This is a genomic window from Kribbella amoyensis (assembly GCF_007828865.1).
Classification (GTDB): Bacteria; Actinomycetota; Actinomycetes; order Propionibacteriales; family Kribbellaceae; genus Kribbella; species Kribbella amoyensis.
In genome coordinates, this window is record NZ_VIVK01000001.1 from 3974430 (window position 1) to 3986921 (window position 12492).

Sequence of the window (12492 nt, forward strand, 5' to 3'; positions counted from 1 at the left end):
GGTCTCGATGTTGTTCTCGGACATCGAGGGATCCACCCTGCTCCTGACCCGGCTCGGCAGCAGCTATGTCGATGCGCTGGCACTGCACCGCCGCATCCTGCGCGGGGTCTGGGCCGAGTGCGGTGGGACGGAGATGGGGACCGAGGGGGACAGCTTCTTCGTCGTGTTCCCGACGGCGTCCGGCGCGGTCGGCGCCGCCGCCGAGGCACAGCGGAGGCTCGCGGACCACAGCTGGCCGGACGGCGAACGGGTCCGGGTCCGGATGGGCGTCCACACCGGCTCGCCCGGTGTCCACGACGGCGACTACTGGGGGATGGACGTGCACCGGGCCGCCCGGATCGCGGCGGCCGCACACGGCGGACAGATCGTGGTGTCCGCCGCGACCGTCCACCTGGCCCGGACCGGGTTGAGCGGTGGGGTCTCGTTACGCGACCTCGGATCCCATCACCTGAAGGACATTCCCGAGCCCGAGTCGCTGTACCAGCTGACCGTGGCCGGGCTGCAGGACGAGTTCCCGCCGCTGCGGACCCTCGGCACGTCGTCCAGCCTGCCGGTCCCGGCGACGCCGTTGCTCGGCCGGGATGCGGAGCTCGCGCGGCTCACGGAGTTGCTGCGCTCGCCCGACGTGCGGCTGGTGACGCTGGTCGGACCAGGTGGCGCGGGGAAGACGCGGCTGGCGATCGCGGCCGGGGCCGCCTTGACGGCAGGGTTCTCCGACGGCGTGTACTTCGTGCCGCTGGCGGCCGCGCAGACCGAGCAGGTGCTGTGGACGTCGATCGCGGAGGTGCTCGACTTCCCCGCACGGGACCGGGCGCCCGGTCCGCTGATGAGTCACCTCGCCCAGCGGTCGCTCGTCCTGGTCCTCGACAACCTGGAGCAGGTCGAGGACGCCGACAAGGTGGTCGCCGCGATCCTCGAGGCCGCGCCGAACGTGGCTGTCCTCGCGACGTCCCGGCGGCCGCTCGGACTCGTCGGCGAACACCAGCACCCGGTCGTACCGCTGGCGTTGCCCGACGAGGTGGGTCTGGCGGCGGCGGAGCGATCCGGGGCCGTCCAGCTGTTCGTGCAACGGGCCCAGGCGGTCCAGCCGGGGTTCGCGCTCACGGCCGGCAACGTGGCCGACGTGGTCGCGATCTGCCGGCACCTGGACGGGTTGCCGCTGGCGATCGAGTTGTCCGCGACCCGGGTCCGCCTGCTGGGTCCGAAGGCGTTGCTGGCCCGGATCGACCAGGCGCTCGACATCGCCTCGACGAGCAGCGTGACCCCGTCCCGGCAACGGACTCTGCGGGACACGATCGCGTGGTCGTACCAGTTGCTCGCTCCCGACCATCGGCGCGTGTTCCGCCGGCTGGCCGTGTTCGCCGGGGGCGCCGACCTGGACGCGGTCGCCGCCATCGCGTGCCCGGGGCTGGGCCAGGAGGATCCCCTGGACGTGGTTGCGGAGCTGAACGACGCCAGCCTGGTCACGATCTCGACCGACTCCGACGCGGGTCCCAGGATCTCGCTGCTGCAGACGATCAGCCAGTACGCCGATGACGAACTGCGCGCCGGGGACGAGGAGGAGGCCGCCCGCCGAGCGCACGCGGAGTACTACGCGGAGGTGGCCGAGAAGCTGTTGGCGATGCGGGAGTCCACCCACGGCACCGCGCTCGAACTGGCGGAGACCGAGCTCGGCAACTTCCGGGCCGCTCTTGGTTGGGCGGTCCCGGACTCGGCTGAGGCGGCTGGGGACATCGGCACCGGGCTCCGGCTTTGTGCCGCGCTCGGGTGGGTCTGGCTGCTCGGCGGGTACGTCGCCGAGGGCCGGCGCTGGCACGAACACGTCGTCGCCCGGGCCGGCGCGGAACCGTCGAAGAACCTCGCGGCCTGTCTGCGGGGGCTGGGCAACCTGCTCCTGATGCAGGGCGAGATCGAGCGCGCCCAGGAGGTGGCGACCAGCAGTCTCGCGATGGCGCGGACCCTCGACGACGCGGCCGGGATCGCGTTCTCGATGAGCCTGCTCGGTACGGCCCAGCTCCAACTCGGTCAGCTCGACGCCGCCCGCGATCTCCTGGAGGAAGCTCTCACCCAGCACCGTCGCCTCGACGAACCAGGCCGGCTGGCCCGCGTCCTCGGCAACCTCGGCGGTGTCGAGGAAGAGCTCGGCCATCTCGACCGTGCCGAGTCCCTGATGCGCGAATCCCTTGCTCTGCTGGAAGAACTCGGCGACGTCCACGAAGCCGCCGTCCAGGGCCAGAACCTCGCGTACCTGCTGATCGTCGCCGGCCGCCTCCCCGAAGCCGAGGCCGAGGCCCGCGCCCTGGTCGACACCGTGGTCGCCCTCGGCAGCCCGAGCCTCACGATGGCGTTCGCGAACACCACGATGAACCTCCTGCTCCGCAACGGTGACCTGGTCGGCGCGGCCCACCTCTTCGGCGCCGAGGAAGCGATGCGCGACCGCCTCGAAATGCCGAACCCGTACCTCGAAGAGGAACTGACCGAAGCTCTCGCCGCACTGGACGGCGCGATGACCCCCGAAACCTGGCAGACCCACCGCCAGGCCGGCCGGGCGTACCGCGTCGAGGACCTGCTGACCCGATTCCCTGGGTGATGTCACAGATCCGTGCGGCTGTTTCGTCTCGGGTGGTGAAGCGAACCTTTCCGGGACGGGAGCGGAGATGAGCGAGGATACGAAGGTCGCGTTGGTGACCGGGGCGAACAAGGGGATCGGGCGTGGGGTTGCCGAGCAGTTGGCCGGGTTGGGGATGGCGGTGCTGGTCGGGGCTCGGGATGCGCGGCGTGGTGAGGACACTGCGGCCGTACTGCGGGCGGGTGGGGGTGACGTCCGCGCGGTGGCTCTGGACGTGACCGACTCGGCGGGTATTGCTGCGGCCGCGGTGGAGATCGAGGCGCGGTACGGGCGGCTCGATGTGCTGGTGAACAACGCCGGGATCACCGGGTCGGGTCAGGTTTCGCCTGCGGAGGCGTACGACCAGGTTCCCAGTTCGGTCGAGCTGGGGATGGTTCGGTCGGTGTTCGAGACGAACGTGTTCGGGGTGATCGCGGTGACACAGGCGATGTTGCCGTTGCTCCGGCGGTCGTCGGCACCGCGCATCGTCAACGTCAGCAGCCACGGTGCGTCGTTGGCGCTGACGAGTGATCCCGATGGACCGTTCGCGGGGCTGCTGCCGTCCGCGGCGTACTTCCCGTCGAAGACCGCGCTGCTCGCGCTGACCGTGCAGTACGCGAACGAGCTGCGGAAGGACGGCTTCCTCGTCAACGCCGCCGCGCCCGGGTATGTCGACACCGACAGCAACAACCACACCGGGTTCCTCACCGTCGCGCGGGGCGCCGCGGTCGTCGTCCGGCTGGCTACGCTCGGGGTGGACGGGCCGACCGGCGGCTTCTTCGGCGAGGAGGGTCCGGTGCCGTGGTGACTCGGGCCGAGGAGTTCGAGGAGTTGCGGCCGCTGTTGTTCTCGATCGCCTATCGGATCCTGGGGAGTGTCAGCGAGGCCGAGGACGCCGTCCAGGAGGCGTGGCTGCGATACGAGGGCACGCCGACGGAACCGAGGTCGGCCAAGGCGTTCCTGTCGGCCACGGTGAGCCGGATCGCGATCGACGTGCTGCGGTCCGCTCGGGTCCGGCGGGAGGAGTACGTGGGGCCGTGGTTCCCTGAGCCGCTGCTGGCCGATCCGTACCAGGATCCGCAGCGCTCGGCGGAGTTGTCCGATTCGCTGTCGATGGCGGCGCTGTTGCTGCTCGAACGCCTCACCCCGTTGGAACGCGCGGTCTTCGTACTGCGGGAGGTGTTCGCGTTCACCTTCCCGGAAGTGGCGGCCGCCGTGGGTCGGTCGGAGGCTGCGTGCCGTCAGTTGGCGGTCCGGGCGCGTCGGCACATGGACGCGGGGCGGCCGCGGTTCGAGGCCGACCGGGTGGAGCGTACGGAGCTGGCCGGGCGGTTCCTCGACGCGTTCCGGGACGGGGATGTCGACGGGCTGACCGCGTTGCTGGCTGCCGATGTGCAGCTGGTCGGCGATGGCGGCGGCAAGGCTCCGCAGTGGGCGGACCGCTTCCTCGGAGTCGACCGGGTGAGCTGGGTCCTCGCCGAGCTGGTGTCGCTGTTCGGCGGGCTCGGTGCGCGGGTCGAGCCGCACGAGGTGAACGGGCAACCGGGAGCGATCTTCCGGGATCGGGACGGCAAGGTGCTGAGTACGTGGGCCCTGGACATCGTCGACGGCCAGGTCCAGACGATCCGGACGGTCAGCAATCCCGACAAGCTCCGGCACGTCGGTCCGGTGGCGGATCCGCTGGCCGCTTTCCGGGAGGCGTACGAGCTGCGGCGGGACGCGGACTAGGACTGCTGCTGGGTTTGCTTGAGGCCGAGGCGGTCGCGGAAGATCACGGCGCCGGGGGAGGGCCGTTGCTCGCGGTGGCGGCCGTCGACGGACACCGTCAGCTTGTCGTCGAGGAAGGCGATCAACCCGGCGAGCTGGGTCGCCCCGTCGAGCGGTTCGGCGTAGCTCCAGGCCAGGTCGGTGTAGCCGGCGGCCGAGAAGTACGTGGCGTGGCCCTTGTAGGCGCAGGCGGAGCTGCGGTCGGACGGGACCAGCTCGGCGACGACGTCCGCGCGTGGCAGGTAGTACCGCATCGGCAGGTTCGTCTCGAACACGAGGACCGGGCGGCTGCTCTCGGCCAGCAGGACGCCGTCCACCTCGAGCCGGACCGTCCGCGAACTCTGCCGGACGTCGACCCGGTGGTACGGGTCCCGCGGATGCGCCACCAGCACCTCGTCCTCGCCCAGCCACTCGTCGAACGCCCAGAAGTCCAGCACGACGTACTCGGCCAGCGCCTCGTCCTCCAGCCGGAACCCGGCCCCGGCGAACCGGGTGTCACCGGCCACCACGTCCACGGTCGTCCCCGGGCTCGTGTGCGCGACGAACGGGATCCCCGGATCGAGCAGGCGGCCGCGCGCCGGTACCGGCTCGACCGTGGACTCGGCCGGCTCGCAGCGCAGATCGGCCAGCGGGACGGCGTACGACGGCACGATGCGGCGTGGTTCCCAGACCAGCATCGCCCGGGTGGTGTCCGCGATCTCGGTCCCGCCCGCGCGGACCCGGATGCGCATCTCGGTCGGCTCGTACCGCAGCAGCGGCAGGCCGTCGAACATCCAGCCCTGCATCATCACGCTCACCCGGCCAGGGTAAGAACGAGGCCGCCGCGGAGGGTAGAGGCTAGGACGCGTCGTCCGTGGAGAGATTCTCCAGGTAATCGGGCGGCCACTCGACGAGTTCGATCCGGTACCCGTCCGGGTCGATCAGCCAGGCCGTCGTCGGTCCGTCCGGTCCGCCGGGTTGTTCCGCCGGCCCTGGTTCCAGCCCGGCCGCGGTGAGCCGCTCCAGGGTGCTGCCGAGCTCGCCGACGTCGATGGCCAGGTGCTCGAACCCCTTGATCTCCACCGGTCCGCCGGCCGGCCGGTGGACCAGTTCGAGCGAGACCGTGGCCTCGCCGGGCAGCTTCAGCCAGACCAGACTGGACCCGTCCTCGAACGGCACCGTCCCCAGTTCGGAGTAGCCGAGCGCCCGGTAGAACCGCAGCGACCGGACGAGATCACTCACCCGATACGCGCAAAGGATCGTCTTCATGCCAGCCGATCCAACTGCGATCGCGGCGGCGGGTCAACGAGTGGTCTGCTCGGGTCCGTCCGGACGGTCGAGGGTGTACCACGCGACGGCCGCGGCGATCAGGGCGAGGGCGGCGAGCGCGAGGTACGCGATGGTGGCGCCCCGGTCGAAGGCGTCGCGGGCCGCCGAAGCCAGCGCGTCACCGGTGGCTGGGGGCAGGGTATCGGCGACTTCGAGAGCGCCCTGCAACGAGCCGCGGGCCTTGTCGGCCTGGGCCGGGTCGAGCGCGGGGAGGACGGGATCGAGGTCGCGGACGTAGGCGCTCGCGAGCAGGGAGCCGACGACCGCGACACCGAACGACGCGCCCACGAAGCGGCTGACGAAGTTGAGCGAGGAGCCGTCGCCGGCCTTGGCAGCGGGGAGGTTGTTCATCACCACGGTCGAGGGCGGGGCGATCAGGACGGACAGCCCGATCCCGAGGACGACGGTGCCGGCGAGCATGACCCAGAGCGGCCGCGTCCCCGCGAACGCGAAGACCACGATCGCGCCGGCGGTCACGATCAGGCCGAGCGCGATCGTGGTCCGGGCGCCCAGCCGTTGAAGGATCCGCTGGGCCTGCAACGAGCACAACCCGAACACCACCGCGAACGGGACGAACATCAGCCCGACCGACACGATCGACTCACCGCGGACGTCCTGCAGGTACTGGGGATTCAGGAAGAGGTACGAGGTGAGCAGCAGGTACGCCACCAGCAAGGTGATCGCCCCGGTCGCGACCGGCGCGCGCCGCAGGATCCGTACGTCGAAGAGGGGCGAGCTCGTCCGCAGTTCCCACCCGACGAATGCGGCGAGCCCGACGACACCGATCCCGAGAGCGAGCAGGACGACGGGCGCGGTCCAGCCTCGGCCGGGTCCCTCGATGATGCCGAAGAGCAGGCCACCGAGTCCGACGACCGAGAGCACCGCACCGACCAGGTCGAGCCGGCCGGCCGGTCCCGGGGCGCGCGACTCGGGGATGGTCCGCGCGCCGAGAACGATGCCGACGGCAATGATCGGTACGTTGACCAGGAACACCGAGCCCCACCAGAAATGGTCCAGCAGCAGCCCACCCGCGATCGGTCCGACAGCGAGCCCGGTCGCGCCGAACACCACGAACGTACCGATCGCGCGGCCCCGCTTGTCCGGCGGGTACATCGACGCGATGATCGCCAGCGCGGGCGCCGTCACCCCGGCCGCGCCGAGCCCCATCACCGCCCGCGCCGCGATCAACGCCCCCGTCGACGGGCTGAACGCCGCGGCCAGCGAGGCGAGCGCGAACACGGCGTAGCTGACAAGGAACACCCGGCGCCGCCCCTCCCGATCCGCGAGCGCACCGCCGAGTACGAGCATCCCGGCCAGGACGAGGTTGTACGCGTCGATCGTCCACTGCAGCTCGTCGGTCCCGGCGTCGAGAGCCCGCCCGATCTCGGGCAGCGCGACGTTGGTGATGGTGAGATCGACCCCGGAGGTCAGCGCACACAGGCAAAGGATCCCGAGCGCGAGCGACCGCCGGCGGGCACCGACCAACGTCCCCCCGGGCTCCTGATGATGCGGATGCAGACGCCCATGGTCATGCATGCTTCCCAAACTAAGGTCTCCCCGCCGGTTTGTGATCATCTGTTACCTCCGATCCGGCCGCCTCGTCGGGTAGGTATGACGACGACGGAGCAGACCTCGGTACTGATCACCGGAGGCAACAAGGGACTCGGGTTCGAGGCGGCCCGGCGGCTCGGCGAGCTGGGCTGGCGGATCTTCCTCGGCTCGCGCGACGTCGATCGGGGCCAGGTGGCCGCGGCCAAGCTGATCGCCGGCGGCGCGGACGTGGTGATGGTCCCGCTGGACGTGACCTCGGACGATTCGGTCGCCGACGCTGTCCGGCTGGTCCGCGAGCACACCGACAAGCTGGACGTCCTGATCAACAACGCCGGTACGCCCGGGCGGGGGACCAACCCGGCCGACGCGACCGCCGACGAGATCCACGCGGTCTACGACACCAACGTGTACGGCCCGATCAGGGTGACGCGAGCGGTCCTGCCGTTGTTGCAGGCGGCGGACAACCCGCGGGTGGTGATGGTGTCCAGCGGCGGTAGTTCCTTCACGGTCGTGACGGACCCGGAGCAGCCGTTCTCGAAGCTGCACGAACTCGGCTACAGCTCCTCGAAGACGGCGCTGAACATGATCACGGTCCGGTACGCCCAGGCGCTGCCCGGCATCAAGTTCAACCTGGCGACTCCCGGCGAGGTCGCGAACAAGACGTTCGCGGCCACCGACATGAACAACAACACCGGCAAGCTCACCGTCACCGAGGGCACCGACTCGATCCTCCGCCTCGCCACCCTCGGCCCCGACGGCCCGACCGGCGTCTTCGTCGACCGTCTGGGCCCGGTGGCTTGGTGAGATTTGCATGAATATGCAGTGACGAATCTCCCCGCCCGATCGCGTTCCGTGCTGTACTGCTCCGGCTGCCCTCGGCGAAGGGCTGGGGGAGTTTCATCCGGATGGGGGAAGTACTCGATGCGTTTCACCAAGAAGGCCATGGTGGGTGGGGGAGTCGCGCTCGCGGTGGGGGCCGCAGCGACCGTCGGCCTGGTCCTCAACTCCGCGAACGCGGCGGAGCCGAGCCGGGACAGCGCCACGCTGGCCCCGGCCAACAGCGTCAACAGCTCGGCGATCCGGGACGGTTCGATCGGCGAGCGCGATCTCTACCCGGCGTACCGGGACGCGCTGTACAAGGTGTTCAACCAGACCGTCGGGATGCCGGCGCTGAAGCCGGAGGTCGCCGGCGCGCTGGAGAACGGTCAGCAGACCGCGAGCACGTCGATCAAGGCGCAGCCGATCGAGAAGATCGGCGGTTCCTGGAAGGCGAACGCGACCAAGGTCGGCGAGCTCGAGCTGCCGAAGGCGGGCACGTACCTGATCAACACGGCCGCGGTGTTCGACCGTAAGGACGCCGGGTCGGAGGGCTACGTCGCGCCGACCACCGATCTGTACCCGCAGCTCGCCCTGCGGTACGGCGAGGAGAACGGGCAGGACGCCGGCACCGTCATGGGCACCGCGATCTCGAAGGCCGGGTTCGTCGAGCTCACCGCGTCGGCCACCAAGACCGTCAAGGTCGACGGCGCGACCACGATCGCCGTCTACGGGTTCGGCTACAACGAGAACCGCAGCGGCGAGGGCGCCGGCCAGGTGACCGTCGCGGCCGAGATCACCGCGATCAAGGTCGGCTGACACCGAAGACCGATCCCCAGCCGCCTCACCGGCTGGGGCGGCGTCGTTTCGAGGATTCTCGAAGTGCTCGATCGCTTGCCCCTGGTGACACCTACGGTCCCTGCCGTTGTGCAAGGCAACGGCAGTCGGACGAAAGGGAGCAAGCTGATGAGAGCGATCGCGCAGATGGTGGCCGTCGCAGGGATGGCCGTGACCGCGGTGGCCGGGAGCACGATGGCGGCGCACGCGCAGGAGGCGCGCGTGCAGGAGGCGCCGGCGACCGTGGCCGCGGGCACGCAGTCGAGCGGTGAGTACTGGTGTGGGAACAACTACAACAAGTGCGACTCTGAGCGGTACACCTACCTGCACTACGGATTCCAGGTCAGCCCGATCTACTACCGCGAGGGCCAGACCTGTCCCGGTGGCGCCAGCTGCGCCGACGGTTACTACTTCTACTGGTGGAGCTGATCCGCCACACGAGGTGAGCAGGGTCGCAGCGGAATTCGGGGACGCTGCGGCCCGTGCACCGTCTCAGCGGAGGGCGGCGTCCAGTCGGCGGATAAGTTCGCCGGCTCGGCCGCCACCTGAGGGTGCGGCCGGGTAGCGGCTCAGGACGTCTTTCACGACCTCGTTCGCGAGGGCTTCGCATTCGGTGAGGTGGTGGGCGGCGATCGTGGGGTCGTTGCCTGCGGCTAGTTCGAGTGCTCGGGCGGCGTGGGCGGCCGGGCCGAGGATGTGCTTGACCTGGGTGGCTTTCGCTAGCGGGTGAAGGTACGCGGCGCTGGCGGCGGCCAAGGCGGCACGGGCAGCCTCACTGGCCGCGAGGAGGCCGGCGTCCTTGGCTTCCTGGCCGGCTCGCATCGCGGCCCAGGCGCAGTCCCGGATCAGCTTGGTCCGCCGGCCGCCCTCGGCGAAGGCCTGGGCGGCGTCGATGGCTTCTCGGGGGCGCCGGTCGTCGGGGCGTTCGTTCTCGAAGATCACCAGGGCGGGTCGCGCACAGGCGATCGCGAAGGCGGTGACTTCCCGCAGCTCGGCCAGGCCGAGGTCGATCTCTTCGGTCATGTGCATCAAGCGTATCGTTGAACCTCGTCGTTGAAGGTTCTCGATCACCCTGCGGCTGGTCCTTGGGAAAAGCTTCAAACACCTAGCGCAGGATCTTGGCCATCGCCCTGCCCTTGGCGAGTTCGTCGACCAGCTTGTCCAGGTAGCGGATCTGCTGCATCAACGGATCGTCGATGGTCTCGACGCGGACGCCGCAGATGGTGCCGGTGATCAGCGACGCCTGGGGATTGAGCTCGGCCTCGGCGAAGAAGTCCTCGAACGTCGTCTCCGCGGCCAGGTGCGCATCCAGCGCCGCCTGATCGAACCCGGTCAGCCACTCGATCACCTCGTCGAGCTCGGCCTTCGTCCGGCCCTTCTTCTCGACCTTGGTCACGTAGTGCGGGTACACCGACGCGAAACTGACGGTGAAGATTCGGCTCATCCACCGAGCCTAACGACCGAAAGCCCACGCGACCATCAACGGGAACTCCTCCTGCCAGAACGGGTCCCCGTGGTTCCCGTCCCGCTCGGTGATCACGACGTCCGCCTCGGCATCGCGAAGCGCGTCCGCCCACCTGGTCGCGTTCGCCAGGAACCACGGCTCCTGCGTCCCGGCGACGAGGTACGTCCGCGGAAGTGGGCGCGGCAACTCGGCCGGCGGCTGGTACCCACCGCCCGGCGAGGCGCAGAACACCGAGCCGTAGATCTCCGGGTGCCTCAGTCCCAGAGCGAGCGAGAGCTCCCCACTCGCCGACACGCCGCAGACCGCCGTACGCTCCGCCGGCAACGCCACGCCGAACCGCGACCGTACCCGGTCGCGCACCTCCTCGACGAAGAACTTCTCGTGCGCCGCGAACTTCTCCTCGTCGAACGACGGTGAGTACTCCCGAATCCGCGCCATCTCGTCCGGGTCGTCCGTGCGGTAAGCCCCCACGATCATCGTCGGCGGCACGTCGGCAGCCTCGAGCAGCCCACCCCACTGCGAAATCAGCTGACCGTCCCCGGCGAACACGACCGCCTCGGGAGGATCCGGCGGCATGTACACCGCGACCTGCCGCCCGCCGTCGTACGAGAACTCCTCGACGACAACCTCGCCCGAGACCCGCCCACCGTGAGCCACCTCATGAGCACCCATCGCTCGACCGTAGCGGTGTTCACCACCAATGTCTGCGGCCTACCAGCCACCATCCGAACCGCGCCGCCCACCAATCTGCTTGCGTGAGGCAAGCTTCTTGGTCACTGGAACGGGCGGAGTTCGATCTTCCGGTCGCAGACCTTGGAGGCTTCGGTGGCGAGGTCGCGGGCGAGTTCCAGGGTGGGGACCTCCCAGACCCAGACGCCGGCCAGGTACTCCTTCGACTCGACGAACGGGCCGTCGCTGAAGATCGCGTGCTCGCCTCGGTTGTCGATCACCGTCGCTTCTGTCGTGTCGGCGAGGCCGCCGGCGAAGACCCAGTAGCCGTCGGCGATCAGCCGCTCGTTGAAGGTGCTGATAGCCGGCATCCGGTCTGTGCTGCCGGGGTTGACCTTGTCGTCGATCACGGAAACCAGGAACTTCATCCGCCCATCATCTCCTCTGGTGTCGGGACAGCGTCGCTCAGGCCGTCGCGTACTGCGGGCGCCCGGCCGGCCGACAGACCTGGATCGCCACGCCCTTCGAGTCGCCCCGGGACTCGACCACGTCGAGCGCGTGGTCCGGCGCCGGGCCCCAAGAACGGGCGAACGACTCGCACGTCTGAGTCATGGTCGTCAGCTTCATGATCGCGGTTCCTCGCCTCGGCGCCGCCCCTCATCGGCGGCCTCACCCCAGCTACGAACCCAACCACCCCGATCCGACACCGCGCCCCGGACATCGCGAGACAATTCTGCTTCGTCGATCGCTGGAGGTCTTCGCTATGCCCAACCGCTTCGTCGTGCTGGATGCGATGGGTGTGCTCTACCGGCACAGCAATGTCGTGCGCAACGTCCTGATCCCCTACCTGCGAGACCACCGCTGCCCGAGCACCGAGGCGGAAATCCGTGCTGCGTACCGCCGCTGCACGCTCGGCGAGATCTCGACCGGCGAACTCTGGTCGCTGCTGGGCGTACCAGGAACCGCAAACGACGCCGACTACTGCCAGCGGCACGAGCTGACGCCAGGCGTTCCGCAGCTTCTGAGCAGCCTCCGATCCGCCGGGATCACCGCCCTGGTGCTGACCAACGACGCCGCGCCGTGGTCTGAGCTACTGCGTCACCGGTTCGACCTCGACGCCGAGGTCGAACGGTGGTTCGTGAGCTCGGAGATCGGCGCTCGCAAGCCGGACCCGGCCGCGTACAAGGCCGTGCTGAGCCACTCCGGCCTCGACCCTGCACAGTCGGTGTTCGTCGACGACCGCCCCACCAACCTGGTCGCCGCACAAGCCGCCGGCTTCGAGCCCGTTCTGTTTCACAGTGAAGACACCGACGCGCACCCTGAGACCGACTTCGCGCCGACAGCCGTCCACACCATGCGTGAACTGTCCGATTTCCTGACCACGGTGTGAGCCGAGCGGGTGGCCCATCGAAACCGCCTCGGAGTGGCCCAGTGATGGCGGGCCTCGGCTGCCTACGGTCGAGGTGAACCA

15 protein-coding genes are annotated in these 12492 nt (G+C 69.6%); 7 read left to right on the forward strand and 8 right to left on the reverse strand.

Features of this window, described 5'->3' with window-relative positions; genetic code table 11:
- Positions 1-7: 7 nt before the first annotated feature.
- The 3 genes from FB561_RS18780 to FB561_RS18790 all read left to right on the forward strand — a co-directional run bounded on the left by FB561_RS18780 (position 8) and on the right by FB561_RS18790 (position 4336).
- The gene (locus FB561_RS18780; protein ID WP_170284706.1) at positions 8-2590 is read left to right on the forward strand and encodes an ATP-binding protein; all 2583 of its coding nucleotides are present in this window, start codon (positions 8-10) and stop codon (positions 2588-2590) included.
- A gap of 67 nt (positions 2591-2657) precedes the next feature.
- Positions 2658-3416 carry an SDR family NAD(P)-dependent oxidoreductase gene (locus tag FB561_RS18785; protein WP_145808406.1) on the forward strand — a complete coding sequence of 253 codons (759 nt, stop codon included), beginning with the start codon at positions 2658-2660 and terminating at the stop codon, positions 3414-3416.
- Positions 3410-4336 (forward strand): RNA polymerase sigma-70 factor, encoded by a 927-nt coding sequence (locus tag FB561_RS18790; protein ID WP_238334900.1) that lies wholly within the window; start codon positions 3410-3412, stop codon positions 4334-4336. The genes FB561_RS18785 and FB561_RS18790 overlap by 7 nt, the downstream gene beginning before the upstream one ends.
- Here the strand turns inward: FB561_RS18790 and FB561_RS18795 are convergent.
- Genes FB561_RS18795 through FB561_RS18805 form a run of 3 tightly spaced genes read right to left on the reverse strand, consistent with a single transcriptional unit; the run spans position 4333 to position 7219 of the window.
- Positions 4333-5163: a DUF427 domain-containing protein gene (locus tag FB561_RS18795; protein ID WP_145813166.1), complete on the reverse strand. Its 831-nt coding sequence runs from the start codon at positions 5161-5163 to the stop codon at positions 4333-4335. The two genes, FB561_RS18790 and FB561_RS18795, sit on opposite strands and share 4 nt — an antisense overlap.
- A 49-nt stretch (positions 5164-5212) precedes the next feature.
- Entirely contained in the window at positions 5213-5623 is a 411-nt protein-coding gene (locus FB561_RS18800) for a VOC family protein (RefSeq protein ID WP_145808408.1), read from the reverse strand.
- 33 nt (positions 5624-5656) lie between these two features.
- Entirely contained in the window at positions 5657-7219 is a 1563-nt protein-coding gene (locus FB561_RS18805; RefSeq protein WP_170284707.1) for a DHA2 family efflux MFS transporter permease subunit, read from the reverse strand.
- 75 nt (positions 7220-7294) lie between these two features.
- Here FB561_RS18805 and FB561_RS18810 point away from each other — a divergent pair, with 75 nt between their 5' ends.
- The 3 genes from FB561_RS18810 to FB561_RS18820 all read left to right on the forward strand — a co-directional run bounded on the left by FB561_RS18810 (position 7295) and on the right by FB561_RS18820 (position 9316).
- Positions 7295-8038: an SDR family NAD(P)-dependent oxidoreductase gene (locus tag FB561_RS18810; RefSeq protein ID WP_145808412.1), complete on the forward strand. Its 744-nt coding sequence runs from the start codon at positions 7295-7297 to the stop codon at positions 8036-8038.
- 117 nt (positions 8039-8155) lie between these two features.
- Complete coding sequence (locus tag FB561_RS18815; RefSeq protein WP_145808414.1) at positions 8156-8869, forward strand: hypothetical protein; 714 nt, start codon at positions 8156-8158, stop codon at positions 8867-8869.
- 147 nt (positions 8870-9016) lie between these two features.
- Entirely contained in the window at positions 9017-9316 is a 300-nt protein-coding gene (locus FB561_RS18820; protein WP_145808416.1) for a hypothetical protein, read from the forward strand.
- Positions 9317-9379: 63 nt separating this feature from the next.
- Here FB561_RS18820 and FB561_RS18825 read toward each other — a convergent pair whose 3' ends face one another.
- The 5 genes from FB561_RS18825 to FB561_RS18845 all read right to left on the reverse strand — a co-directional run bounded on the left by FB561_RS18825 (position 9380) and on the right by FB561_RS18845 (position 11633).
- The gene (locus FB561_RS18825; protein WP_145808418.1) at positions 9380-9910 is read right to left on the reverse strand and encodes a putative immunity protein; all 531 of its coding nucleotides are present in this window, start codon (positions 9908-9910) and stop codon (positions 9380-9382) included.
- Between the two features lie 82 nt (positions 9911-9992).
- Positions 9993-10331 (reverse strand): DUF2200 domain-containing protein, encoded by a 339-nt coding sequence (locus FB561_RS18830; protein ID WP_145808420.1) that lies wholly within the window; start codon positions 10329-10331, stop codon positions 9993-9995.
- Between the two features lie 9 nt (positions 10332-10340).
- Positions 10341-11024 carry an alpha/beta hydrolase gene (locus FB561_RS18835; protein WP_145808422.1) on the reverse strand — a complete coding sequence of 228 codons (684 nt, stop codon included), beginning with the start codon at positions 11022-11024 and terminating at the stop codon, positions 10341-10343.
- Positions 11025-11125: 101 nt separating this feature from the next.
- Entirely contained in the window at positions 11126-11449 is a 324-nt protein-coding gene (locus FB561_RS18840) for a YciI family protein (RefSeq protein ID WP_145808424.1), read from the reverse strand.
- A gap of 37 nt (positions 11450-11486) precedes the next feature.
- Entirely contained in the window at positions 11487-11633 is a 147-nt protein-coding gene (locus FB561_RS18845; protein WP_202880663.1) for a hypothetical protein, read from the reverse strand.
- Here FB561_RS18845 and FB561_RS18850 point away from each other — a divergent pair.
- Positions 11632-12411 carry an HAD family hydrolase gene (locus FB561_RS18850; protein WP_145808426.1) on the forward strand — a complete coding sequence of 260 codons (780 nt, stop codon included), beginning with the start codon at positions 11632-11634 and terminating at the stop codon, positions 12409-12411. The genes FB561_RS18845 and FB561_RS18850 overlap by 2 nt on opposite strands.
- Positions 12412-12492: the final 81 nt, after the last annotated feature.

Coding starts and splice junctions, on each gene's coding strand:
- FB561_RS18780 (WP_170284706.1), top strand. CDS start 8: ATGTTGTTCTCGGACATCGAGGGATCCACCCTGCTCCTGACCCGGCTC.
- FB561_RS18785 (WP_145808406.1), top strand. CDS start 2,658: ATGAGCGAGGATACGAAGGTCGCGTTGGTGACCGGGGCGAACAAGGGG.
- FB561_RS18795 (WP_145813166.1), bottom strand. CDS start 5,163: ATGATGCAGGGCTGGATGTTCGACGGCCTGCCGCTGCTGCGGTACGAG.
- FB561_RS18800 (WP_145808408.1), bottom strand. CDS start 5,623: ATGAAGACGATCCTTTGCGCGTATCGGGTGAGTGATCTCGTCCGGTCG.
- FB561_RS18805 (WP_170284707.1), bottom strand. CDS start 7,219: ATGCATGACCATGGGCGTCTGCATCCGCATCATCAGGAGCCCGGGGGG.
- FB561_RS18810 (WP_145808412.1), top strand. CDS start 7,295: ATGACGACGACGGAGCAGACCTCGGTACTGATCACCGGAGGCAACAAG.
- FB561_RS18815 (WP_145808414.1), top strand. CDS start 8,156: ATGCGTTTCACCAAGAAGGCCATGGTGGGTGGGGGAGTCGCGCTCGCG.
- FB561_RS18820 (WP_145808416.1), top strand. CDS start 9,017: ATGAGAGCGATCGCGCAGATGGTGGCCGTCGCAGGGATGGCCGTGACC.
- FB561_RS18825 (WP_145808418.1), bottom strand. CDS start 9,910: ATGACCGAAGAGATCGACCTCGGCCTGGCCGAGCTGCGGGAAGTCACC.
- FB561_RS18830 (WP_145808420.1), bottom strand. CDS start 10,331: ATGAGCCGAATCTTCACCGTCAGTTTCGCGTCGGTGTACCCGCACTAC.
- FB561_RS18835 (WP_145808422.1), bottom strand. CDS start 11,024: ATGGGTGCTCATGAGGTGGCTCACGGTGGGCGGGTCTCGGGCGAGGTT.
- FB561_RS18840 (WP_145808424.1), bottom strand. CDS start 11,449: ATGAAGTTCCTGGTTTCCGTGATCGACGACAAGGTCAACCCCGGCAGC.
- FB561_RS18850 (WP_145808426.1), top strand. CDS start 11,632: ATGGTCGTCAGCTTCATGATCGCGGTTCCTCGCCTCGGCGCCGCCCCT.
- FB561_RS18845 (WP_202880663.1), bottom strand. CDS start 11,633: ATGACTCAGACGTGCGAGTCGTTCGCCCGTTCTTGGGGCCCGGCGCCG.